The 24379-nt window shown below is 67.4% G+C and carries 19 protein-coding genes, 1 tRNA gene and 3 rRNA genes; 4 read left to right on the plus strand and 19 right to left on the minus strand.

The window, feature by feature from the left end; genetic code table 11:
• Window positions 1-180: 180 nt before the first annotated feature.
• Entirely contained in the window at window positions 181-585 is a 405-nt protein-coding gene (locus tag NI17_RS14735) for a VOC family protein (protein ID WP_068688497.1), read from the minus strand.
• A 229-nt stretch (window positions 586-814) separates the two neighbouring features.
• Here NI17_RS14735 and NI17_RS14740 point away from each other — a divergent pair, with 229 nt between their 5' ends.
• Window positions 815-1507, plus strand: coding sequence for an HAD family hydrolase (locus NI17_RS14740; RefSeq protein WP_068688495.1), 693 nt, complete (start codon window positions 815-817; stop codon window positions 1505-1507).
• A gap of 178 nt (window positions 1508-1685) precedes the next feature.
• Here the strand turns inward: NI17_RS14740 and NI17_RS14745 are convergent, their stop codons facing one another.
• Both NI17_RS14745 and purU read right to left on the minus strand, forming a co-directional pair.
• Window positions 1686-2291 (minus strand): DUF6286 domain-containing protein, encoded by a 606-nt coding sequence (locus tag NI17_RS14745; RefSeq protein WP_068688494.1) that lies wholly within the window; start codon window positions 2289-2291, stop codon window positions 1686-1688.
• 516 nt (window positions 2292-2807) lie between these two features.
• On the minus strand, window positions 2808-3665 hold the full coding sequence (gene purU / locus NI17_RS14750; RefSeq protein WP_068688491.1) for a formyltetrahydrofolate deformylase: 858 nt from the start codon (window positions 3663-3665) through the stop codon (window positions 2808-2810).
• A gap of 174 nt (window positions 3666-3839) precedes the next feature.
• On the opposite strand from purU, the gene NI17_RS14755 reads away from it, so the two are divergent.
• Window positions 3840-5045, plus strand: a complete 1206-nt coding sequence (locus NI17_RS14755; protein WP_119268023.1) for an amino acid deaminase/aldolase — start codon at window positions 3840-3842, stop codon at window positions 5043-5045.
• 67 nt (window positions 5046-5112) lie between these two features.
• Here NI17_RS14755 and NI17_RS14760 read toward each other — a convergent pair whose 3' ends face one another.
• Together NI17_RS14760 and NI17_RS14765 are read right to left on the minus strand one after the other, a co-directional pair.
• Window positions 5113-5511 carry a DUF3618 domain-containing protein gene (locus NI17_RS14760; protein ID WP_068688484.1) on the minus strand — a complete coding sequence of 133 codons (399 nt, stop codon included), beginning with the start codon at window positions 5509-5511 and terminating at the stop codon, window positions 5113-5115.
• Window positions 5512-5528: 17 nt separating this feature from the next.
• Complete coding sequence (locus NI17_RS14765) at window positions 5529-6599, minus strand: CDP-alcohol phosphatidyltransferase family protein (RefSeq protein WP_068688482.1); 1071 nt, start codon at window positions 6597-6599, stop codon at window positions 5529-5531.
• 332 nt (window positions 6600-6931) lie between these two features.
• Here NI17_RS14765 and bcp point away from each other — a divergent pair, with 332 nt between their 5' ends.
• Complete coding sequence (bcp, locus tag NI17_RS14770; protein ID WP_068689079.1) at window positions 6932-7414, plus strand: thioredoxin-dependent thiol peroxidase; 483 nt, start codon at window positions 6932-6934, stop codon at window positions 7412-7414.
• A gap of 174 nt (window positions 7415-7588) precedes the next feature.
• Window positions 7589-7662 (plus strand) — tRNA-Leu (locus tag NI17_RS14775).
• Between the two features lie 167 nt (window positions 7663-7829).
• Here NI17_RS14775 and NI17_RS14780 read toward each other — a convergent pair.
• The 14 genes from NI17_RS14780 to NI17_RS14845 form a co-directional block, all read right to left on the minus strand.
• Window positions 7830-9083, minus strand: coding sequence for a serine/threonine-protein kinase (locus NI17_RS14780; protein WP_234401689.1), 1254 nt, complete (start codon window positions 9081-9083; stop codon window positions 7830-7832).
• A 233-nt stretch (window positions 9084-9316) separates the two neighbouring features.
• Complete coding sequence (locus NI17_RS14785; RefSeq protein WP_068688478.1) at window positions 9317-10669, minus strand: M16 family metallopeptidase; 1353 nt, start codon at window positions 10667-10669, stop codon at window positions 9317-9319.
• 61 nt (window positions 10670-10730) lie between these two features.
• A complete protein-coding gene (locus tag NI17_RS14790; protein WP_068689075.1) occupies window positions 10731-12041 on the minus strand; it encodes a M16 family metallopeptidase in 1311 nt (436 codons plus the stop codon).
• A gap of 320 nt (window positions 12042-12361) precedes the next feature.
• Window positions 12362-12478 (minus strand): 5S ribosomal RNA (rrf, locus tag NI17_RS14795).
• A gap of 86 nt (window positions 12479-12564) precedes the next feature.
• Window positions 12565-15652, minus strand: a 23S ribosomal RNA gene (locus NI17_RS14800).
• 368 nt (window positions 15653-16020) lie between these two features.
• A 16S ribosomal RNA gene (locus NI17_RS14805) occupies window positions 16021-17554 on the minus strand.
• The 16S, 23S and 5S rRNA genes sit together here, the layout of an rRNA operon.
• Before the next feature lie 956 nt (window positions 17555-18510).
• Entirely contained in the window at window positions 18511-19134 is a 624-nt protein-coding gene (gene rdgB, locus NI17_RS14810) for an RdgB/HAM1 family non-canonical purine NTP pyrophosphatase (RefSeq protein ID WP_068692328.1), read from the minus strand.
• Window positions 19131-19850 carry a ribonuclease PH gene (gene rph / locus NI17_RS14815; protein WP_084012674.1) on the minus strand — a complete coding sequence of 240 codons (720 nt, stop codon included), beginning with the start codon at window positions 19848-19850 and terminating at the stop codon, window positions 19131-19133. The genes rdgB and rph overlap by 4 nt, the downstream gene beginning before the upstream one ends.
• Before the next feature lie 110 nt (window positions 19851-19960).
• Window positions 19961-20722 (minus strand): MBL fold metallo-hydrolase, encoded by a 762-nt coding sequence (locus tag NI17_RS14820; protein ID WP_068692320.1) that lies wholly within the window; start codon window positions 20720-20722, stop codon window positions 19961-19963.
• Between the two features lie 275 nt (window positions 20723-20997).
• Window positions 20998-21804, minus strand: a complete 807-nt coding sequence (locus tag NI17_RS14825; RefSeq protein WP_234401988.1) for a thioesterase family protein — start codon at window positions 21802-21804, stop codon at window positions 20998-21000.
• A 102-nt stretch (window positions 21805-21906) separates the two neighbouring features.
• On the minus strand, window positions 21907-22854 hold the full coding sequence (locus tag NI17_RS14830) for a PLP-dependent cysteine synthase family protein (RefSeq protein WP_068692318.1): 948 nt from the start codon (window positions 22852-22854) through the stop codon (window positions 21907-21909).
• A 5-nt stretch (window positions 22855-22859) separates the two neighbouring features.
• Complete coding sequence (locus NI17_RS14835) at window positions 22860-23138, minus strand: MoaD/ThiS family protein (protein ID WP_068692317.1); 279 nt, start codon at window positions 23136-23138, stop codon at window positions 22860-22862.
• Between the two features lie 109 nt (window positions 23139-23247).
• Entirely contained in the window at window positions 23248-23661 is a 414-nt protein-coding gene (locus NI17_RS14840) for a M67 family metallopeptidase (protein ID WP_068692316.1), read from the minus strand.
• Between the two features lie 144 nt (window positions 23662-23805).
• Complete coding sequence (locus tag NI17_RS14845) at window positions 23806-24357, minus strand: DUF2017 domain-containing protein (protein WP_068692315.1); 552 nt, start codon at window positions 24355-24357, stop codon at window positions 23806-23808.
• Window positions 24358-24379: the final 22 nt, after the last annotated feature.

Raw genomic sequence — 24379 nt, forward strand, 5'->3', positions numbered from 1 at the left:
CCCTCCTCCGCGTTCTGTTCCGGCCGGAGGGAACAACCGCGCCGACTCCTTCAGTGAGCGACCAGCGGATTCTTCGGTGCGGACACCCGGCCGTCCGCACCGGCGGTGTTTCGACGGGGAAACCGGGACCGTCGGGGACCGGATGCCCCTCGGAGGGCACCGGCTCTCCGCCGTCCCCGGCTACTCCGTCAGCGTCTTCGGGTCCATGTGGAGCACCTCCCACAGGTGTCCGTCGAGGTCCTGGAAGCTCCACGCGTACATGCCCTCGTGCTCGACGGGGTCGGCGGACGGCCGGGCCCCGGCCTCGAACGCCTTGTTGACCAGGTCGTCCACCTGCTGCCTGCTGTCGGCGGACAGCGTGACGATGACCTCGGTGTGCGTGGCGGCGTCGACAATCCTCTTTCCGGTGAACTGCGTGAAGAAGTCCTCGGCCAGCAGCATGACGAAGCTGTTGCCGTTGACGACCATGCAGGCGGCGTTGGCATCGGTGAACCGGGTGTCGAAGTCGAAGCCGAGTTCGGTGAAGAAGTCCATCGACCTCTTGAGGTCTCCGACCGGCAGATTGACGAAGAGGTTTCTGTTCATGGCAGAAACGTAACGGGGAGTGGTGACATTTTCCTCCGGTTCCCCGGTGCGCCTCCACGGCCGACCACGGATCTTCGCCGGTCCCGTGGCGCGGCCCGTTGCGCGCTCCGCCGGCAGAGCCTCCCGAACGCAGGTCCGTGGCCGGCCCCCGGATCTTCCGGGACCAAACACGGTGACCGCGGCCGGAGATCTCGGTTACCGTTGTCCCGACGTTTCGAGGAGAGGGTGAATGGGCGAACGGCTGGTCCTGTGGGACATCGACAAGACCCTGGTGGATGTGGAGTCTGTGGGAGGGTCGGTGTTCTCCGCCGCGTTCACCGCCTTCAGCGGCCTCGACGACTACGTTCCCTCACGGGGGCCCGGGCGCACCGAATGGCAGTGGTTCCTCGACACCCTCGCGGTCAACAACCTGACGCACCTCGCCGAGGGGTTCCCCCGCTTCCTGCGGCTGCAGGACGTCGAGTTCCGCCGCCGGGCGACCGAACTGCGCGCCCGCGGCCGGGTCCTGCCCGGTGCCCGCGAGGCCCTGGAGCGCTGCGCCGCCTCTCCCGACGTCCTCTCCTCCCTGCTCACCGGGAACGCGGTTGGCAACGCCCACCACAAACTCCAGGCGTTCGGCCTGGAGTCTCTGGTGGAGACCCGACTGGGCGGCTACGGCGACGACCACTGGAACCGCTCCGAGCTGGTCGGCATCGCCCGACGGCGGGTGCACGAGGCGACCGGTCTGGAGTTCACCCCCGCCACCACCGTCCTTGTCGGTGACACCCCCAACGACGTCCGCGCGGCCCTGGAGGGCGGTGCTCGCGTCGTCGCGGTCGCCACCGGCTACTGCGACGCGGACACCCTGCGCGCCGCGGGCGCCACCACCGTCCTGGACGACCTGTCCGACACCGAGGCGGTCATGGAGGCGCTGCTCGCCTGAGCGGCTCCCGGGGGTTCTGCCTCCGGCGCCGGGACGCTTCCGCGGCTCCGGCGCCGCCTCCTCCCGCGTGCGGGGCACGGTCGCGGCCGGGGTCGGCCCGCGGCGCCCGCTCCCGTCGCCCGCCTCCGTGGGCGCCGTACCGCCGCGGTTGCGGGTCCGGGGCCCGACGCTGTCGCCTTCATCCCCTGGTGTGGTGTACCTGCACCCGCACCCTCGGCTCCCTGACCAAAGACAGTTCGACGATCTTGTGCTCCACGGCCTGCTGGATCGCCGAGGACAGTTCCGCTGCGCGGTGCGTTTCGGTGTCGACACGCACCTTCACGCGACGGCGGGTCAGTGTGACGCGCGCGTCCCGCACACCGTCCACCTCCCGCGCCGCGGCGGCCAGGGTGCGGCGCAGCGTCGCCCTGGAGACCCCGGCGACAAACGCCGGGTCATGGGGGTGCCACGCCATCCCGCGCCCCCACCCCGGCACCAGGGCCAGCGCGATCAGCAGCAGACTGACCAGCACCAGGACGGCCGAGGCCACCTGCACCGCGGGATCGCTCCACCGCGCGCCGGAGGTGTACTCGGCCGTCCGGTCCACCGGCAGCAGGCTGAGCGGGCTTCCCACGAGCGCGGAGATGACCTCCGCCGCGGCCAGTCCGGTCACCGTCACGAGCAGCCCTCCGGCGACCAGGGCCGCCCACGAGCGATACGGCCGGAACGTACGCACGGCCACGCGATCGGCCCGTCCGGTGCTGCTCGTCTCCGAACGGCCCAACACCTCTTCCACCGTCGTCATGCCTGTCCCCCAATCTCTGGACGCCGACCGCGTGTCGACGCCCCGACTCGCTCTTCCACCCCGATACCTTCGTGAAGTCTGTGTGCTTTACCCGTTTCCCCACCTTTTGATCGGTGCGGCGGGGAGCAGTTCCAGTGCGCCTACCCCCGACCAGGCCGATGTCAGCACCCGGACACACCGCAATCGCGCACCAGATTTGTGGCGCAATGTCCGAACCGTTCTCGAACACCTCTCACCTGCGAGGACACCGCTTACGCCTGTCAACACACGGTGATTTTTGTGACTTTCGCCACTTGGTGCGCGCCAGCCCCTCCACTGCCACCCGAAACACCTGCTCAAACACGCAGAGTGACCAACTTATCGCAGGGCAGAGCGGCTCCCCGGGAGAGCCGCGTCCGGGAGGCGTATCGCCGCCGAGGCCGGGCGGGACCGCGAGAAGCACCGCCCCGCCGGGTGTCCTGCCGCTCCCCGTCCGGGGGCGCCTTCGGGCGCCGACCGGGAGGGGTCAGGCCACCGTCAGCGGAACACCACCGTCTTGCCGCCGTTCAGCAGAATCCGGTGCTCGGCGTGCCAGTTCACCGCGCGCGCCAGCGCCACCGACTCCAGGTCGCGTCCCACCGCGGTGAGCCGCTCCGGACTGAAGGTGTGGTCGACCCGCACGACCTCCTGCTCGATGATCGGCCCCTCGTCGAGGTCGGCCGTCACGTAGTGCGCCGTCGCTCCGATCAGCTTCACCCCGCGGGCGTGCGCCTGGTGGTAGGGGCGGGCGCCCTTGAAACTCGGCAGGAAGGAGTGGTGGATGTTGATGATCCGCCCCGACATCTTCTGGCACAGGTCCTCGGAGAGCACCTGCATGTACCGGGCCAGCACCACCAGGTCGACGTCGTAGCCCTGGACCAGCTCCAGCAGCCGCGCCTCCTGCTCCGGCTTGGTCTCCGGGGTCACCGGCAGATGGTGGAAGTCCACCCCGTAGGAGTCGGCGAGGAACTCCAGATCCGGATGGTTGGACACCACGGCCGTGATCTCGGCGTTCAGCAGACCGCTGCGCTGGCGGTACAGCAGATCGTTCAGGCAGTGCCCGAACCTGGAGACCATCACCAGCACCCGCGTGCGCGCCTCGCGCCGCCACAGGTTCCAGTCCATCCCGTACTCGGCCGCCAGCGCCGCCAGGGCTCCCCGCAGCACGTCCTCGCTCACCGCGGGGTCTTCGGCCGTGAGCTGCACGCGCATGAAGAACCGACCCGTGTAGTGGTCGCCGTACTGCTGGCTCTCCTCGATGTTGCACCTGTGGGCGGTGAGCAGATTCGCCACCGCCGCGACGATTCCACGGCTGTCGGGGCACGACAGCGTCAGCACGAACTCGCGATCACTCATGGTTCAGGGGACTTTCGACAAGGGAACGGCTGCATCCATCCGGTCTCATGGGCTTCCAGGGTAACCGTGTCCGTCCCGTTCGGCGGGGATGAACCCGCCGGTCCCCGCCGGGGACGGCTCTTCCCGCCCCCCGAAACATGAAAAAGTTTCGGATGGCTGTGGGATGCTCGTGCCATGAGCAGCGTCCGCGAACGGTACGAGACGGCCACCTCCCACCTGCGCGCCCCCTTCGCCATCGTCGACCTGGCCGCCCTGCGCGCCAACGCGGCCGACCTGGTCCGCCGTGCGGACGGAACGCCCGTCCGCGTCGCCAGCAAGTCCGTCCGCTGCCGCCACCTGCTCCGCGAGATCCTCGCCATGCCCGGTTTCTCCGGGATCATGGCCTACACCCTCGACGAGGCGCTCTGGCTGGCCACCGACCCCGGCAGCGCCGACTTCGCCTCCGACGTCCTCGTCGCCTACCCCACCGCCGACCTCCACGCCGTCGCCCGACTCGCCGCCGACCCCGAGGCCGCGGCCAGGATCACCCTCATGATCGACTCCGTGGGCCACCTCGACCTCATCACCGCCGCCGCGCCCGCCCCGGCCGCCCCGGTGAAGGTGTGCATCGACATCGACACCAGTTGGCAGCCGCTCGGTCCCCGCGTCCGCGTCGGCGCCCACCGCTCCCCGATCCGCACCCCCCGACAGGCCGCGGAGCTGGCCCGCGCCGTCGTCCGCCGTCCGGGACTGCGTCTCGACGGCGTCATGGCCTACGAGGCCCAGATCGCCGGCGTGGGCGACGCCCCTCCCGGCCGCCCCCTCTACGGCACCGCCCTGCGCTGGGTCCAGCACCGCTCCCGCCGGGAGCTCGCCCGCCGCCGCGCCGCCGTCGTCCGGGCCGTCCGCGAGGTCGCCGACCTGCGCTTCGTCAACGGCGGAGGAACCGGAAGCCTGCACAGCACCAGCCGGGAACGCGCCGTCACCGAGGTCGCCGCGGGCTCCGGTCTGTACCAACCCCGGCTCTTCGACCACTATCGGTCGGTCGCCCGGCAGCCCGCGGCCCTCTTCGCCCTCCCCGTCGTCCGCCGCCCCGCTCCCGGCGTGGCCACGGCCCTGGGCGGCGGCTATATCGCGTCGGGCACCGCCGACCCGGCGCGGCTCCCGCAGCCCCACCTGCCCCCCGGGCTGCGCCTCAGCACCTCCGAGGGGGCGGGGGAGGTCCAGACCCCGCTGCTCGGGGCCGCCGCCGACTCCCTCGCCATCGGCGACCTCGTCTGGATGCGGCACGCCAAGGCCGGAGAACTGTGCGAGCACTTCGACCGGCTGCACCTCGTGGACGGGGACCACGTCACCGCCAGCGTCCCCACCTACCGGGGCGAGGCGAAGACGTTCCTCTGACCCGTGACACGACGGCGGGGTCCGCCGGGGGCTGCCCCGGCGGACCCCGCCGCCACACACCGTGGGGTCAGCGCCTGCGTCGCCGACGGAGCGCGACCAGCACGCCCACGGCGACAGCGACTCCGACGCCCACTCCGATCAGCAGCACGGGAGAGGGCGGCTGACGCAGCTCGTACTCGGTCACCACCTCGTCCTCACCGCTGACGAGGACGGCGCCCTCATCGGGCGGGACCAGTCGGCTGCTGCCGCGGCGCACCGGGTCTCCGGCCAGCAGCGCGCGCGCCTCCTCGGCCAAGTGGCCACCGGCCTGACGCACCCTGTCCAGTCCGCGTCTGGCGGCGTTCTTGGGGTTGGCCCGATCGGCGAGCGCGTCGATCGACGCCGCCAGTCGCTGCTGCACCTGCTCGATCTCCGCCTGCACGGCCGCCGGGTCGCGTTGCGGACTCGCGGGGTCGCGTCCTTGCATACAGCCGCCTCCTTCCGCTACCGCAGGGTGGCCTGCGACGGACTCTCATCCGGGGTCTGGTTGATGACTTCTTCGCCAGGCGTGCGCGTGAGCCGCAGCGCGCTCTCGATCCCGTCCACCACCCGAAAGAAGTCCAGCGTGGACAACCACAGTTTATAGACGATCAAGATCTCGAAAGCGAGAAGCAAAACACCCGCGGCCACGGTGATCCAGACGACCGCCGCGGCCGAGAACACCGCTGCCAGCGGAGCCAGCACGAACACCGCGATCTGGAATTCGATCCCGCTCACCAGGTGGGTGCGGATACGTCGTGCCCTGAGGAAGTCCCAGAACCTCTGGTACCAGGGGAACCGGTTCCGGAACCCCTCGTGCAGGTCCACTCTCGGCAATCTCACGTCCGGCTGTTTGCCCGTGTCCCGGTCGGCGCGGTTCTCCCGCTCCGCCTGCGACCGCAGTAGCTGTTCCAGCACCGAGATTCCGTGCCTGAGGACCGCCTGTTCGCCCGTGTCGCTCATCGGCCGCCCCACCCGGGCGGGGTCGTCGGGCTCCAGCATCGACAGCGTCGCCCGCGCCCACTCCAGCACCCCGGCCAGGCGCGACCGCATCTCCCGGCGCACCTTGTACACCTGCAGCGCGTTCAGGTAGCGCAGCATGTCGCAGAACACCACAGCCAACGCCAGCCAGACGAAGACGACCCGGCCGGTCAGGACGTACTGGCCCCCCATGAGCGCGATCGCGCACACCAGCACCCGGAACCGGTCGAAGACGTAGTCCATCCAGGAGCCGAACAGCGACTCCTGGTCGGTCAACCGCGCCAGTTTGCCGTCCATGCAGTCCACGAGGAAGCACAGGTGGTACAGGACCGCGCCGACGATCAGGAACGGCCACTGGCCCAGTGCGAAGCAGGCCGCCGCTCCCAGCCCCAGCAGCAGGACCGTCACCGTCAACTGGTTGGGCGTGATCGACGTCCGGTTGGCGACCAGGCGGACCAGACGAAGCGCGATCGGATCGACCGCCCACACCGTCCACCAGGAATCGCGTTCCCGGCACACGCGGCTGCGGACCTCGTCCAGGGTGTAACTGGGCATCGTTGGTCAACTCCTCGAACACGAAGCTGGGGGGATGCTTCGGCCCGCCCCACCGGCGACCGTCCGAACCGCGAAGCCCTGTGCGACCGATCCGCGGGTCTGTGGTGTCCGGCTTGACAAGAGGTGGGCTTGGTCAACCTTAAGGCGAAGAAGTCCTGCCGGAGGCCGTCGAGTCCGAAGCGTTTCGACTCCGCCGCACAATCCGGACCCCCTCCTCCGCTCCGGCATTTCGGCCGGTCGCCTCCATGCTTCCCCACTCTGGCATCCGGTTCGCGCACTAGGGTGGAAAACAAGTGATTGGCGAAGAGTCCCCGAACCTCGAGGAGTCCACGTTGAGCGAGACCGCCATCCGTCTGCAACCCGGTGACATCGCCCCCGACTTCACTCTGGACAGCGCTGACGGCGCCTCCGTCACCCTCAGCGAGGTGCTCAAGGAGCACGACCGTGTGGTGCTGTACTTCTATCCGGCCGCCATGACTCCCGGCTGCACCACCGAAGCCTGCGACTTCCGGGACAACCTGCACGCCTTCGACGGCGCGGGGCTGACCGTCCTGGGCGTGTCCCCCGACTCCCCCGCCCGCCTCGCCAAGTTCGTGGAGCAGGAGGGTCTGACCTTCCCCCTGCTCAGCGATCCCGACCGTGCGGTCCTCACCTCCTACGGAGCCTTCGGCGAGAAGAAGAACTACGGCCGTACCGTGCAGGGCGTCATCCGTTCCACCTTCGTCATCTCCGCGGGCCGCACGGTGGAGAAGGCCTACTACAACGTGCGGGCCACCGGCCACGTCGACCGGATCAAGCGCGACCTGGGACTGTAGGGCTCCGCCGCACCGCAACAGACCGGCTCCGCCGCACCTCCGCCCGCCCTCCCCGCACATCCGAGGGCACGACCGCGTGGGTCCTCCGCACGACTTGCGTTCTTCACGTGTGAACTGCCACTCTCAGAAAGACAACCTTCGTGTTCTCCCCCAGCCACGGGAGGACCGAGCCACGGGGCCGTAGCCCAACGGCAGGAGGCGGCGGCTTTAGGTGCCGTACAGTGCGGGTTCGAATCCCGCCGGCCCTACGAGAACAACCGACACCACGGGGTGCGGAAAGGGAACCCTTCCGCACCCCTGCGCACACCGGGCGTGTGCCCGTCGTCCCCGGTTCCGCCGTGGAACGGACGGGCGGCAGCGCGAAGGGGGCGCGGGATCAGCAACCCGCGCCCCCTTCTCTTCCGCACGACTGGGTCTAGGCGCGAAACACCAGCGCCCACAGGACCACGGAGAGCAGGACCAGGACGAAGACCGCCACGCAGGCCACCACCGCCACCTGCTTCTTTCGGCTCCTGTCGCTGCGGTGCCTGCCGGAACTGGTCAGTCCCAGGGCGTCGGTCGACTCGCGGATGGAGGTGAGCAGGGTGCTCACCGACTCCGGGCGGTGCCGGTGCAGCGCGTCGGAGACGTGGCTGACCTGTTCGTGCAGGTTGTTGCGGATCACCTCGGCGCCCGCCCGGAAGTGGTCGACCGCGGACAGTTTCTCCTCGGTCTCCTGCCGAACGGCCTCGGCGCTGCGTGCCGCGGTCTCCGGGCTGGTCTCCGGGGCCCACGGCGCCAGAGAGGCGATACGCAGCATCGCGGTGGCGTTCTCGGCGGTCAACCGCGCATCGGGGGCGACCTTGAGCAGGCCCGCCAGCACCGGCGCCAGCGGTCCCGCGTTGGCCGCGGGCGCGGGCTCCTCCAGGTCGTCCCCGCGCAGGATCGCGATGTAGCCCTTGCGGTCGTACGGCGGGTGCCCTTCGACCGCCGCGTACAGGGTGGCGCCCAGGGACCACAGGTCCGAGGGCGGTCCCACGGGACCGGCCTTGGCGCGCTCGGGCGGCAGGTACGACGGGGAGCCGATGATGCGCCCCGAACTGCTCAGCGCGGACTCCCCGGTCCACGCGGCCAGCCCGAAGTCGGTCAGCACGACCCGACCGTCCTCGCTGATCATGACGTTCTCGGGCTTGACGTCCCGGTGCACGATGCCCTCGTCGTGGGCGGCCTTGAGCGCGCTGATCAACTGGAGGCCGATCTCGGCGACCCTGGGGTAGGGCAGCGGCCCCGCGATGTCGATGATCTCGGCGAGCGTGCGCGCCACGACCAGCTCCATCACGATCCAGGGACGCCCGTCCTCGTTGACCACGTCCAGGACGGTGACCAGGTTGGGATGGTTGAGCCGACCCGCCACCCGCGCTTCGCGCGTGGTGCGGCGCAGCAGCGAGTTGCGTTCGTCCTCGGTCAGGTCGTCGGGGAGACGCAGCTCCTTGACCGCGACCTCCCGGCCGAGGACGAGATCGGTGGCCCGCCACACCGTGCCGACACCGCCGCGGCCGACGGGCTCACGCAGGCTGTAGCGGCCCGCGAGTACGCGTTCGTCCCCGGACTGGTCATCGACCGCGACAGGGGGTGAGGAATCGGCGGATTCGGTTTTCGGCCGCTCTGTTGGAGGCTGTTCGATGGACACGGCTTCAGAACATCAGATCGTGGGCCATGGCGGCCTCCTGTGGACTGTTTACGGTGGTCGAGACGGACGAGGAGCGCGTCTTTCGGTTATACCAACGCCAACAGACGTCAGAGCAGGTAGTTGCCACATTACAGCCACTTAGGTTCACTTTTGTTATCTCCTATGGGCTGCGTCACACGCCACACTTTCCGCCTCTTGGGGGGTTTTGCCAGCCAAAACGGTTTGAAACCGGATCAGCCCCAAAGTGTGTCGGGGTCCTGGACGCTCACCGGGCCGAAACCGATCTCCTCCAGCGGTCCCCGCAGCGATGCGGCGTCGCCCGCGACGACCACCACCGCGTCGTCGGGGTGCAGGTGCTCGCGGGCGGACCGGTTCAGGTCCTCGGCGGTCAACTGCTCGTATCCGGCCCGCATCCGGTCCACGTGGTCCTCGGGCAGGTCGTACACGACCATCTCGATCAGCGCCCAGGCCATGCGGCCGGCGCTGGCATAGGCGACGGGCAGTCCCAGCGTGTGGGATTCGCGGACCGCCTGGAGCTCGCTCTCGGTGACTCCCTTCCGCTGGAGTTCGGCGATCTGCTCCAGGGTCACGGTGATCGAGTGGGCGGTGGTGGGCGCGTTCACCTGGGTGCTGATCACGAAGACACCGCTGTCGCGACGCAGATCGAACCGGCTTCCGACACCGTAGGTGTAGCCGTGCTTCTCCCGCAGTTCCAGGTTGAGACGCGAGGTGAACATGCCGCCCAGCACGTCGCTCATGCCCTCGACGCGGGGGAGGTCGACCTCGGAGCGCGCCGGTGCCCGGTGCGCCAGCACGAACGCGGACTGCACCGAGCCGGGACGGTCCAGGATGACGATGCGGGGCCGCTCCCCGGGGGCGGCCCCGGGGGCGGCGGTGTGCCGCTGCGGGGTGGGAGCGGCGTCGCCGAAGACGGCCGCGCCGAGCTCCTCCAGGTTCACTCCCGTCAGGTCCCCGACGATGACCAGCGTTCCGGCCACCGAGGCGATGTTGTCGGCGTGGAAGCTCCGCGCGATCTCGGGGGTGAGCCGCTGCTGGTAGACGTCGCCTCCGCTGGGCGGGACCGCGTAGCGGCCGGTGAAGAGCTGACTGCCGACGGCTCGGCTGGCGAGGGTGGAGGCGACGGAGTTCTCCAGCCGGAACCGCTCCACCAGTTGGTCGCGGCGGCGCACGATGTCGTCGGAGCGCAGGGCCGGCGTGCGGACGGCCTCGGCCAGCAGCGACACCGCGTCCTTGAGCCGCCTGGCGGGCGCGTCCACACCGGTGATGAAGCTGTCCCAGCCGACACGGCCCACCCATTCGGCTCCGTAGCGCTCCAGGGCGGGGGCGAGCGAGCTGTTGCCGTCAACACCGTCCTCGAGCGACTCGCCGACGAGTATGGCGACGCCCATGTGCTCGTGGGCTTCGTTGATCGCGCCCGCGGGGTGGATCAGCCGCACGGCGGCGTAGGGCTGGCCGGGAAGGTCGACGGCGACGACGGTCCCGCTGCCGACCTTGATCCGGGTGGGCTTGGGGAAGGTGTAGCGGACCGGCTCACCGAGTGCGGGGCGTGGCTGGAGGCTGCTCAAGAGGACTCTCCCTCGACTTCTCTGGCTGCGTCAGAGTGGGCGTGGATCGGATGCGGCGGGATCAGGCTTCGGCTTTCTCGGCTGCCTCGGACGTGGCGACCTCGTAGCGGAGCGAGAACCGGTTCTCCGGAGTGAGCAGCCGTTTGGCGTAGTCCACGACCTCGTCGGCGGTGATGGAGGCCCAGCGCTCCGGCCAGGTGTAGACGAGTTCGGGGTCGTCGAAGAGCTGGGTGTAGCTGCTGAGCGTGTTGGCGAGGCCGGCGGGGGTGGAGATGCTCTGGAAGTGGTCGCGTTCCAGGACCGCGCGCGCCCGCTCCAGCTCGTCCTCGCCGATCCCGTCGGCCAGCGCCGCGGTCTCCTCGAAGACGGCGGTTTCGAGTTCCTCCCCGCTCACCCCGTCGCGGGCGATCATGCTGATGAAGAAGAGGGACTGGGTGTAGCGGAAGTCGAACAGATCCGAGGAGGCGCCGCCGTCGTCGTTGGCGAGTCCGCGTTCGACGACGAGCCTGCGGTAGAGGCGGCTGCCCTGGCCCTGGCCGAGCACCGCGGAGGCGAGGTTCATGACGTCGAACTCGCGTGTGCCGTACGGGGGGACCCGGTGGACCACGAAGACGGCGGGGGCGGGCACCTGCTCCTCGACGACCAGGCTCTTGGAACCGATGGGGCCCTCGAGGGAGGCGTCGGGTGCGGTGGCCACGGTCTCCCGGGCGGGAATGCCGCCGAAGTAGCGTGCGACGCGCTCCCGCACGTCCTCCGGCTCCAGGGAGCTGACCACGGTGAGGACGAGGTTGTCCGGACCGTAGTGCGCCTTGTGGAAGGAGAGCACGTAGTCCAGGTCCGCGGCGTCCAGGTCCGCCATGGAGCCGATGGTGGGGTGGTGGTAGGGGTGCCCCTCGGGGTAGGCGTGCGCGAGGATGCGCTCGAAGGCCGTTCCGTAGGGCTGGTTGTCGTAGCGCTGGCGGCGCTCGTTCTTGACCACGTCACGCTGGTTGTCCAGGACTTCCTGGGTCACGCCGTCGCGCAGGGTGGCGAGCCGGTCCGCCTCCAGCCACAGGGCGAGGTCGAGCGCCGGCTCGGGGACCGTCTCGTAGTAGTTGGTGCGGTCGCTGGAGGTGGAGGCGTTGAGCTCCCCTCCGAGTGCCTCGATCACCTTGAAGTGCTCACCCTTGGGCACGTTGCCGCTGCCCTCGAACATGAGGTGCTCGAAGAGGTGGGCGAACCCGGTCCGCCCGGGGACCTCGTGCCTGGAGCCGACCCCGTACCACAGGTTGACCGCGGCCACCTGGCCCGTGGCCGCCGGGGCGGTGATCAGCCGAAGCCCGTTGTCCAGTCTGTACTGGCTGATCTGCCTGGCTGCACCGTTGCTCGTCACCAATCCCTGCACCCCCTGCTCAGCGGATGTCGTGTTGATCATTGAGCCTATAGCCCTTGGAGCAGCGGACGGGTACTGTCAGCCTGCCCCGGGCCGTCCCGGACATGCTTCCCGCTGTTCGCGGGCTGCCGGGAATCCCCGAGGCGGCTCTGGAGCGGTGCTGTCCGACTCCGCCCGGTCCAGGGCGCCCGAGGCCTTCTCGGGACGGGCCCGCTCGGTTCTCTTTCCGTTCTTCCCGAACCAACACCAACAGGGGACTACCCCCAACGCAAAAAAGAGAGGGGCCGCCCCTTGCGGGGGCGGCCCCTCTCCAACACTGTGTACGGCGGCGACCTACTCTCCCACCCCACCAAAGAGGCAGTACCATCGGCGCTGGACGGCTTAACTACCGGGTTCGGAAAGGGACCGGGTGGACCCCGCCCGCTATGACCGCCGTAACCCTCACACCCACCCACACACCCAACAAAGGCATGCAAGCAGGAAACCTCAACATGAACAACGTGCGCGAGCACCCAGCATCTGCGGTGGACAAGCCCTCGGCCGATTAGTACCGGTCAGCTCCACCCCTCACAGGGCTTCCACATCCAGCCTATCAACCCCATCATCTCTGGGGAGCCTTACCCACTCGAAGTGGAAGGAGACCTCATCTCGAAGCAAGCTTCCCGCTTAGATGCTTTCAGCGGTTATCTCTCCCGAACGTAGCCAACCAGCCATGCCCCTGGCGGGACAACTGGCACACCAGAGGTTCGTCCATCCCGGTCCTCTCGTACTAGGGACAGCCCTTCTCAAGTCTCCAACGCGCGCAGCGGATAGGGACCGAACTGTCTCACGACGTTCTAAACCCAGCTCGCGTGCCGCTTTAATGGGCGAACAGCCCAACCCTTGGGACCAACTCCAGCCCCAGGATGCGACGAGCCGACATCGAGGTGCCAAACCATCCCGTCGATACGGACTCTTGGGGAAGATCAGCCTGTTATCCCCGGGGTACCTTTTAGCCGTTGAGCGACGCCGCTTCCACACGCCGACGCCGGATCACTAGTCCCTGCTTTCGCACCTGCTCGACACGTCCGTCTCACAGTCAAGCTCCCTTGTGCACTTACACTCACCACCTGATTGCCAACCAGGCCGAGGGAACCTTTGGGCGCCTCCGTTACCCTTTAGGAGGCAACCGCCCCAGTTAAACTACCCACCAGACACTGTCCCCGAACCGGATCACGGCCCCAGGTTAGATGCCCGAAACAGCCAGAGTGGTATTTCACCAACGCCTCCACCCGAACTAGCGTCCGAGCTTCACCGGCTCCCACCTATCCTACACAAACCATCCCAAACACCAATGTCAAGCTGTAGTGAAGGTCCCGGGGTCTTTCCGTCCTGCTGCGCGAAACGAGCATCTTTACTCGTAGTGCAATTTCACCGGGCCCACGGTTGAGACAGCGGGGAAGTCGTTACGCCATTCGTGCAGGTCGGAACTTACCCGACAAGGAATTTCGCTACCTTAGGATGGTTATAGTTACCACCGCCGTTTACCGGCGCTTAGATTCCCAGCCTCGACCCGAAGGTCTAACCGGTCCTCTTAACGTTCCGGCACCGGGCAGGCGTCAGTCCGTATACCGCGTCTTACGACTTCGCACGGACCTGTGTTTTTAGTAAACAGTCGCTTCCCCCTGGCCTCTGCGACCCCACCCAGCTCCGGACGCACAGTCCATCACCAGACAGGGCTCCCCTTCTCCCAAAGTTACGGGGACAATTTGCCGAGTTCCTTAACCATGGTTCACCCGAACGCCTCGGTATTCTCTACCAGACCACCTGCGTCGGTTTCGGGTACGGGCCGCCCACACACTCGCTAGAGGCTTTTCTCGACAGTACGGGATCACTCACTTCGGCTCAACGCCTCGACATCACGCCTCACCCCTGTAACGGAGCACGGATTTACCTGCACTCCGGGCTACACGCTTGACCCGGGACAACCACCGCCCGGTAGAGCTACCCCCCTGCGTCACCCCATCACTTACCTACTACCTCCTCGGACCCCACGCCGACACCCACCATCATCCGAAGACAACAGCAGCGCCGGTGGTGGTTAGCATCAGAAGCCTCGGTATCGGGCGCATGCGGACGGGTACGGGAATATCAACCCGTTATCCATCGACTACGCCTGTCGGCCTCGCCTTAGGCCCCGACTCACCCTGGGCGGATTAACCTGCCCCAGGAACCCTTAGTCAATCGGCGCACACGTTTCTCACGCGTGTTTCGCTACTCATGCCTGCATTCTCACTCCCACGCAGTCCACCCCGGATCACTCCACGGCTTCACCCCACGCAGGACGCTCCCCTACCACACCAGGAAAACCTGGCATCCACGGCTTCGGCGGTGTGCTTAAGCCCCGCTACATTATCGGCGCACAATCACTCGACCAGTGAGCTATTACGCACTCTTTCAAGGATGGCTGCTTCTAAGCCAACCTCCTGGCTGTCTCAGCAACTACACAACCTTTCCCACTTAGCACACGCTTAGGGGCCTTAGCCGATGATCTGGGCTGTTTCCCTCTCGACCACGAAGCTTATCCCCCGCAGTCTCACTGCCACGCTCAACTTCACCGGCATTCGGAGTTTAGCTGACCTCAGTAACCTTGTCGGGCCCATCAGCCAACCAGTCGCTCTACCTCCGGCAAGCACCACGCAACGCTGCACCTAAATGCATTTCGGGGAGAACCAGCTATCACGGAGTTTGATTGGCCTTTCACCCCTACCCACACCTCATCCCCCAGGTTTTCAACCCTGGTGGGTTCGGGCCTCCACGAGGTCTTACCCCCGCTTCACCCTGGACATGGGTAGATCACCCCGCTTCGGGTCCACAGCATGCGACTCAAACGCCCTCTTCAGACTCGCTTTCGCTACGGCTCCCCCACCCGGGTTAACCTCGCCACACACCATGACTCGCAGGCTCATTCTTCAAAAGGCACGCCATCACCCACCCCAAAAGACAGGCTCTGACGGCTTGACAGCACACGGTTTCAGGTACTCTTTCACAACCCCTCACCGGGGCACTTTTCACCTTTCCCTCACGGTACTCGTCCACTATCGGTCACCAGGACGTATTCAGGCTTAGCAGGTGGTCCTGCCAGATTCACACGGAATTCCTCGGGCTCCGCGCTACTCGGGAACACATCCAACACCATGCCGACAGGCTTCGCCTACGGGACTCTCACCCACTCCGGTACCGTTTCCCACCGGTTTCGACTACCCACGACACAAGCGCTCCAGGCCGGCAGACCCAGACAGACACGCCCCACAACCCCACACACGCAACGACTGCCGTCTTTACCACGCATGCGGTTTAGCCACCATCCCCTTTCGCTCACCACTACTCAGGGAATCACTGTTGTTTTCTCTTCCTGCGGGTACTGAGATGTTTCACTTCCCCGCGTCACCACCAACTGCCCTATACATTCAGACAGCGGCGACGTGCCATAACGCACGCCAGGTTTCCCCATTCGGACACCCACGGATCAACGCCCGGTTGACAACTCCCCGTGGACTATCGCGGCCTCCCACGTCCTTCATCGGCGCCTGGTGCCAAGGCATCCACCGTATGCCACTCTCGCTTGGCCACCACAGAAACAAGATGCTCGCGCACACTATCCACAAATCAAAACACACACCACACACCCGACCACCACCAGACAGGACCCAACCAGACCCACGTCCAACCAAACCCCACCCGGAGTTCGTCGGGATGGCACCCGCGGAAACAACCACCCAGCACCCCACCCACCCGGGCAGGACACCAAGGAAACACGGTTGCTCCCTCAGACACCCAACAGCGCGCCCCCACCAGACCACAAAGACCCAGCAGGGGAAGTTCGCTCTCACAACCGAGTACCAGACCCCGGCCACCGACAACCGGCGACACCAGAGCTGGTTCCACTCACGAGCCCGCCAACCCATCGACAAAACGGTTGGCTCGAAAAGCTCCTTAGAAAGGAGGTGATCCAGCCGCACCTTCCGGTACGGCTACCTTGTTACGACTTCGTCCCAATCACCAGCCCCACCTTCACACGCTCCCTCCCCGAAGGGTTAGGCCACGCGTTTCGGGTGTTGCCGACTTTCGTGACGTGACGGGCGGTGTGTACAAGGCCCGGGAACGTATTCACCGCGGCGTTGCTGATCCGCGATTACTAGCGACTCCACCTTCATGGGGTCGAGTTGCAGACCCCAATCCGAACTGAGACCGGCTTTAAGAGATTCGCTCCGCCTCACGACATCGCACGCCCTCTGTACCGGCCATTGTAGCATGTTTGCAGCCCAAGACATAAGGGGCATGATGACTTGACGTCATCCCCACCTTCCTCCGAGTTGACCCCGGCAGTCTCCCATGAGTCCCCACCATCACGTGCTGGCAACATGGAACAAGGGTTGCGCTCGTTGCGGGACTTAACCCAACATCTCACGACACGAGCTGACGACAGCCATGCACCACCTGTCACCGATCCCCGAAGGACCCCACATCTCTGCAGGATTACCGGTGATGTCAAACCTTGGTAAGGTTCTTCGCGTTGCGTCGAATTAAGCAACATGCTCCGCCGCTTGTGCGGGCCCCCGTCAATTCCTTTGAGTTTTAGCCTTGCGGCCGTACTCCCCAGGCGGGGCGCTTAATGCGTTAGCTACGGCACGGAAACCGTGGAAAGTCCCCACACCTAGCGCCCAACGTTTACAGCGTGGACTACCAGGGTATCTAATCCTGTTCGCTCCCCACGCTTTCGCTCCTCAGCGTCAGGTAAGGCCCAGAGACCCGCCTTCGCCACCGGTGTTCCTCCTGATATCTGCGCATTTCACCGCTACACCAGGAATTCCAGTCTCCCCTACCTACCTCAAGCCTGCCCGTATCCACTGCACACCCGAAGTTAAGCCCCGGGCTTTCACAGCAGACGCGACAAGCCGCCTACGAGCTCTTTACGCCCAATAATTCCGGACAACGCTCGGACCCTACGTATTACCGCGGCTGCTGGCACGTAGTTAGCCGGTCCTTATTCCCCACCTACCGTCAACCCCCAGAACACTGGAAGCCTACGTCAGTGGTAAAAGAGGTTTACAACCCGAAGGCCGTCATCCCCCACGCGGCGTCGCTGCGTCAGGCTTCCGCCCATTGCGCAATATTCCCCACTGCTGCCTCCCGCAGGAGTCTGGGCCGTGTCTCAGTCCCAGTGTGGCCGGTCGCCCTCTCAGGCCGGCTACCCGTCATCGCCTTGGTAGGCCATCACCCCACCAACAAGCTGATAGGCCGCGAGCCCATCCCCAACCGAAACAACTTTCCACCCCCACCCATGCAGGCAGGAGTCATATCCGGTATTAGACCCGGTTTCCCGGGCTTATCCCAGAGTCAGGGGCAGGTTACTCACGTGTTACTCACCCGTTCGCCGCTCGTGTACCCCCGAAGGGGCCTTACCGCTCGACTTGCATGTGTTAAGCACGCCGCCAGCGTTCGTCCTGAGCCAGGATCAAACTCTCCATCAAAGGCCAAACACCAACCCCCGAGCAACCCCGGAGGCGGCAAACCTGAAACAGAGGCTCATCCCGACCAGACACCCAAACCAGGGTGCCGATCAAAGGAACCCCCACCCCCTCAAACCGAAGGAGTGGCAGGAGCCAAAATCACAAACTCGGCTGTAAAAACAAACACGCGCTGTTGAGTTCTCAAGAAACAACCGCCGACCGTCCACAAGCCACCAGGCTCTTCCCCAGCCGCGGCATTCCCGCTTCGTTGTCGGTTCCGACTCTAGCAGCTCCCCGCCCCGGCGCAAATTCGCGCCGATCCGGAAAACCACCGGAGAAGAAACCGGCCGGAGTTTCCCCGCGGAAACCATTCCGCCGTTCCGCTCCGTTGCTCCTTCACTTTATCGCTCTTCGACCACCGCACCAAATCGGTGCCTCGGTCCCGCGACCGCGGAATGAGGTCCCGAACTCCTCCCACTCCCGGGGACGCCGAAGCCGAAGCGACGACATCTCAGGAGACGGTCGTGGCGTTGTCGAACGAGTCGAGTTCTGCCACCGAGAGGGACTACGGGGGGCTGAACGCATCGCGTCAGCCTCACTCCGCGAGGCTTCGGACCCGGCTGCCCTCCACTCGAAACCCGAGGAGTTCAGTTCCCGGTCATCCGTGCCTGCTGATTCTACCCGCCCGAGTTCGGTGCTCTGACCGCCCCGCCTCCCGGTCGGTGCCGTTGCGGATCAGGCTGTGTGCCTTTTCCGTCCCGGCTCAAAGAACACTACCCCATGCCCGGGGAGACGCAAACCGGCCCGTCGGAACGGAGCGGACGGCTGTTGACCCTCCCCGTTCCGCGCGGTTACCCGGTCTTTGACCGACGTGGGGCGTGGTTGACCTCACCCCGCCGTCGGCGTCCCCACCGTCCCGACGGGCTTGCCGGCCCATGACCCAAAGATTGCCCGCACCCGACGTGTCGCCCACCCGGTCAGCCGAGGTCGCGCACCTTCCTGGCGAGGGCCCGGAACGCGGTACCGCGGTGGCTGACCGCGTTCTTCTCCTCCGGAGTCATCTCCGCGGTCGTCCGCGTCTCCCCCTCGGGCACGAAGATCGGGTCGTAGCCGAAGCCGTTCGCGCCCCGGGGCTCGGCGATCAGACTGCCGCGGAGCACCCCCTCGACGACGTGCTCCTCCCCGGTGGGCAGCACCAGTGCGGCGGCGCAGACGAACTCGGCGCCGCGCCGCTGCGGCGGAGTGTCGGCGAGCTGGTCGAGGACGAGCACGAGATTGGCGGAATCCCGGTCGCCGCTCTCCGTCCCGAACCTGCCCGACCACCGGGCGGACAGGACACCGGGCATGCCGTTCAGCTCGTCGACGCGTAGCCCGGAGTCGTCCGCGACGGCCGGGAGACCGGTGTGCGCGGTGATCGCCCTGGCCTTGAGCAGGGCGTTGCCGGTGAAGGTCGGTTCGGTCTCGGCCACCTCGGGCGCGTCCGGATACCCGTCGAGACCGCGGACCTCGACGTCGAGTCCGGCGTCGGCCAGGATCGCGCGCAGCTCGGGGACCTTCTTGGGGTTTCGGGTGGCGAGTACGAGAGTGTCGATACGGCTCAATCTGCCAGTGCCTTCTTCTGGATCTCGGTGAGTTCGGCGCACCCGGCGACGGCCAGGTCGAGGAGGGAGTCCAGGAGCTTCCGGTCGAAGGGAGCGCTTTCGGCCGTGCCCTGGACCTCGATGAACTCCCCGGCTCCGGTGACGACGACGTTCATGTCGGTCTGCGCCACCGAGTCCTCGAGATAGTTCAGGTCGAGCCGGGGCTGCCCCTGGATGATGCCGACGCTGACCGCGGCGACCGATCCGGTCAGCGGGTTGTTCTTGAGGTTGCGCTGCCTGCGCAGGTGCTTGACGGCGTCGACGAGGGCCACGTACGCGCCGGTGATGGCGGCGGTGCGGGTGCCGCCGTCGGCCTGGAGGACGTCGCAGTCGAGGGTGATGGTGTGCTCACCCATCGCCCTGAAGTCGATGACCGCGCGCAGCGAACGCCCGACGAGTCGGGAGATCTCGTGGGTGCGGCCACCGATCTTGCCCTTGACGGACTCGCGCGTGCCGCGGGTGTCGGTGGCACGGGGAAGCATGGCGTACTCGGCGGTGACCCACCCCTCTCCCGTGCCGCGGCGCCACCGGGGGACGCCTTCCTCCACGGTCGCGGCGCACAGGACGCGGGTCTCGCCGAACTCGATGAGCGCGGATCCTTCGGCGTGCCGCAGCCAGTTGCGCGTGATACGCACCGGGCGTAGCTGGTTCGGGGTTCGTCCGTCAGGTCGAGGCATGGGTCGAGCCTATCGGCGCGGGCGGGAGCCCACGGCCACTTGAGCGAACAGAGTCGAACCCGACCGCGTGCGCCGGTCCCCGGTGCGTCGAAGAACGCCGGTGGGCGGGGTCACCCGCCGGCGGTGATCTCGTGGACCCTTCCCGACTCGGCGAGTTCGATCGGACCGCCGTAGGTGCTCCGCGCCTCGGTCAGGGTGCGGTTGTTGTCGTTCCAGGGCACCAGGTGGGTGAGGACCAGTCTGCGGACGTTGGCCCGGCTGGCCTGCTCCCCCGCCTCGCTTCCGGTCAGGTGCATGTCCTTGGGGTTGTCCTTGTGGTCGTGGAAGGACGCCTCGCACAGGAACAGGTCGGCGTCGCGCGCGAGCTCGACGAGTTCTTCACAGACCCCGGTGTCGCCGGAGTAGGTGAGCACCGCGCCCTCGTGCTCGAGTCGGATGCCGAACGCCTCGACGGGGTGGTTGACGTGGTCCAGCGTGGCCGTGAAGGGGCCGATCCCACGGGTGCCGGGGGCCAGCTCGCGAAAGTCGAAGGTCTCGTGCATTCCGGGTTCGGGGTCGAGCCCGTAGGCCCGCGCCATCCGGTCGGCCACCCCGGGAGGGCCGTAGACGGGGATGGGGGGTTTGGGACCGCCATCGGGGTGGAAGGTGCGCGCCACCCAGTAGGAGCACAGGTCCATGCAGTGGTCGGCGTGCAGGTGGGAGAGGTAGACGGCATCGATGGCATAGATGTCGGCGTGGCGCTGGAGTGCTCCCAGTGCCCCGTTGCCCAGGTCGAGCAGCAGCCGGAACCCGTCGGCCTCCACGAGGTAACAGGACGCGGGTCCGGCTGGGCCGGGAAAGCTCCCCGAGGAGCCGATGATGGTGAGTCGCACGTCGTACAGCCTTTTCGATGAGGTGTCTTTCGCGGGGACGTCGCTGCGCCGCGGAGAGTTTCTCCGGGTTTTCCAAGTGGTTACGGGTGTACCCCACGTACCGGCGAGTAGGTATGGAATGTGGGCCGTTCCTCAGGCGATGTGAGTCACAGTGAAGGCGTCACAGATCTCCCCGTGTGACTCCCGGGACGGGGCGACAACCACGGGAAACCCGTGTGCGCGCCGTTCCGGGAACAGCGGGCGGGGGCGCGGCCGTCCGCGGAGCGGGGACACGCTCAGCGGCCGACCCTGGCGAGTTGGCGACTCTGCGCGACGAGGCGTCCTTTGGCGTCCCACAGGTCGACGTTCTCGTCGAACCACCCGTCGCTGACCAGGCTGGTGTGCGCCCGGAAGGCGAGCGGCCCGGGTTCGGGGACGGCCCGCAGGTGCCAGGTGAGTTCGACGGTGGGCGCCCAACTCCAGTCGGTCAGGAGGCTGACGACGGGCGGCAGGGCGTCGACGGCGAGCGGCAGGAACGCCTCGGGGTTCTCGGCCGAACCGCCGTCACGCGCGCTGAGGTCGACATATCCGTACAGTTCGGGAGAGTCGGCGGCGCGCTCGCCGGCGAGGGCGGCATAGCTGTCGGGGGCGAAGCCCACGTCGACCCGGCTGACGAAGCTGTCCTCGGCCAACCGGCTCTCCCGCGGGTCGAAGTTCCTGCACCGGTCGACCGGGGGGATCTCGACCGGGGGCGTCTCGTAGAGGGGCTCCGCCTGCGAGGCGAGCGCGGCCGTCGCGACGGTGCCGGTGATGACGGTCGCGCCCCGCTGGCGCAGGGTGACGAGGACGGTGGTGACGGTACGGCCTCGCTTGACCACCTCGGTCCCGATCTCGGCGGGTCCGCCGCTGCCGGGACGGAGGAAGTGGTAGGAGGAGGACACCGCGTGGGGGTGGTCGGATTCGGCGAGCGCGGCCCGCTGCAGCACCGACATGAGGTAGCCGCCGTTGAGCGCGCTCCCGATGAGGTACCCGGGGTCGAGCTCGGCGGCGTATCGATTCTCACCGACGCGGACGACGGTGGTCGCGGAGTCGAATCGAGTCATGGGGACCATTGAAGCGAACCGCGTCCCCCCGCGGGCGGGCAGGGGGCGGGTTGCCCGGTCCGGTGCCGCGGCCCTCGGCGCGAGGGCCGCGGCGGTGACGCTTCAGGCCCAGAGCTGGCCTTCGAGGCGTTCCTCCGCCTCTTCCAGGGTGCCCTCGTAGGCCCCGGTGGACAGGTACTTCCATCCGGCGTCGGCGACGACGAACGCGATGTCGGCGCGCTGTCCGGCCTTGACGGCCTTGGCCGCGACGCCGAGGGCGGCGTGCAGCACTCCGCCGGTGGAGACACCGGCGAAGATCCCCTCCTGGTCGAGCAGTTCCCGGGTGCGGCGCAGCGCCGCGTCGGAGGGGACGGAGAAACGGGTGCTGAGGACCTTCTCGTCGTACAGCTCGGGGACGAAGCCCTCGTCGAGGTTGCGCAGACCGTAGACGAGTTCACCGTAGCGGGGCTCGGCGGCCACGATCTGGATGTCCGGCCTCTGTTCACGCAGGTAGCGGCCGACGCCCATGAGGGTGCCGGTCGTGCCCAGCCCGGCGACGAAGTGGGTGATCTCCGGCAGGTCGGCCAGGAGTTCGGGCCCGGTCGTCTCGTAGTGGGCCTGGGCGTTGGCCGGGTTGCCGTACTGGTAGAGCATCACCCAGTCGGGGTGCTCGGCGGCCATGCGCTTGGCGACGCGGACCGCCTCGTTCGACCCGCCTTCGGCCGGTGAGTAGTGGATCTCGGCGCCCCACATGGCGAGGAGCTGGCTGCGTTCGGCCGAGGTGTTCTCGGGCATGACGCAGACCATCCGGTAACCGCGCAGCCTGGCGACCATCGCCAGGGAGATCCCGGTGTTGCCGGAGGTCGGCTCCAGGATGGTGCATCCCGGGGTGAGCAGGCCCTCCTTCTCGGCCTGCTCGATCATGAAGAACGCCGTCCGGTCCTTGATGGACCCGGTCGGGTTGCGGTCCTCCAGTTTGGCCCAGAGCCGGACCTCGGGCGAGGGCGACAGGTTCGGCAGTCCCACCAGCGGGGTGCGGCCGAGTGAGTCGAGCAGGGAGTCGAACCTCATGGCGGTCAGCGCATGCCACCGGCGACGGCCGGCAGGACCGTGACCGTGTCGCCGTCGGAGACGGGGGTGTCGAGGCCGCCGAGGAAGCGGACGTCCTCGTCGTTGAGGTAGACGTTGATGAAGCGGCGCAGCCGTCCGTCCTCGACGAGCCGCTCACCGATGCCCGGGTGGTTCTTGTCCAGGTTGGTGATGAGCTCGGCGAGAGTGGCGCCTTCGCCGTCGACCGCTTTGGCTCCACCGGTGAGGTTGCGCAGGATGGTCGGGATGCGGACCTCGATCGCCATGGATGTGTCTCCGTTAGAAGTCTGTGGGTGCTGACGGCGGAGGCGCGGCGCTCCGCCGGATAGGTTCAACATGCGTGGCGCACGGGTGATTCCGAACGCGCGGTTTTTCTCAGCCCGCGTCGACGATCTCGACCGGCTCCTCGGTGACGGCCCCGTCGACGATCCGGTAGGAGCGGAACTCGACGGTGTCGGGATCCCTGGTGGAGACGAGGACGTAGTGGGCGTTCGGCTCGGAAGCGTAGCTGACGTCGGTCCGCGACGGGTACGCCTCGGTGGCGGTGTGGGAGTGGTAGATGACGACGGGCTCCTCGTCCCGGTCGTCCATCTCGCGCCACACCCTGAGCTGTTCGAGCGAGTCGAAGCGGTAGAACGTGGGCGAACGTTCGGCGTTGATCATCTCGACGAAGCGTTCGGGCCGGTCGCTGCCCTCGGGCCCGGCCACGATGCCGCACGCCTCGTCGGGGTGGTCCCGGCGGGCGTGGGCGACGATCTTGTCGTAGATCGAGCGATCAATCCTCAGCATGACTCTCAGACTAGCCGAGTCGGAATCCCTACCCACCCACTAGGTATGACTTGGTGTGCCCTGGCCGCGGGGGCTCCGCGGCCGCGGACCCGCCCGGTGCGCCGGGGGTCGGGCCGGTCGCCGGCCCGGCGGCGCCCCGGCGTGTCACTCCCGGTGCTGCCAGACCGCCTGGACCAGGGTCTCCTGGAGGTGGGTCAGCCACTCGTAGATGTGCGCCGCGGCGGCCAGCGAGTCGTCCCGTGAGGCGGCGGCGCGCATCGCGTAGACGTCCTCCTCGGTCTCGACGCCCATGCGGGTGCCGAGGGAGAGTCGTACGTCGGTGAGGAGCTTGAGCCACGTCTGGGCGTCGTCCGCGTCCAGCGTGACCGCACCGCCCTCGGCGGGGATCGCGGCGACCACCCGTTGGGCGTTCTCGCGCTTGTGCCGACGCAGTCCGTTCTCGGTGTAGCGCCGGAAGTCTCCCGCCGAGGCGGGGTCGTCGGTGTAGGCGTCGGGGAGGAGCCGGGACAGCACCGGGTCCTTGGGCCTGGCCGCGGACTCGCTGATGCCGACGAGGGCGGCGAGTCCGTCCTGCTGTTCGGGCTCCTCGACGATGCGCAGGACCAGTTCGGCCATGGAGCGCAGCAGTCTGGCCTCGTCGCGGTCGATCTCGATGCGCGCACCGCCGTGCGGCGCGGCGTGGAATCCGGTGGTCATGGTCGGCTGGCCTCTGCTGTCG

This window comes from Thermobifida halotolerans (assembly GCF_003574835.2).
In the GTDB taxonomy this organism is placed as follows: Bacteria; Actinomycetota; Actinomycetes; order Streptosporangiales; family Streptosporangiaceae; genus Thermobifida; species Thermobifida halotolerans.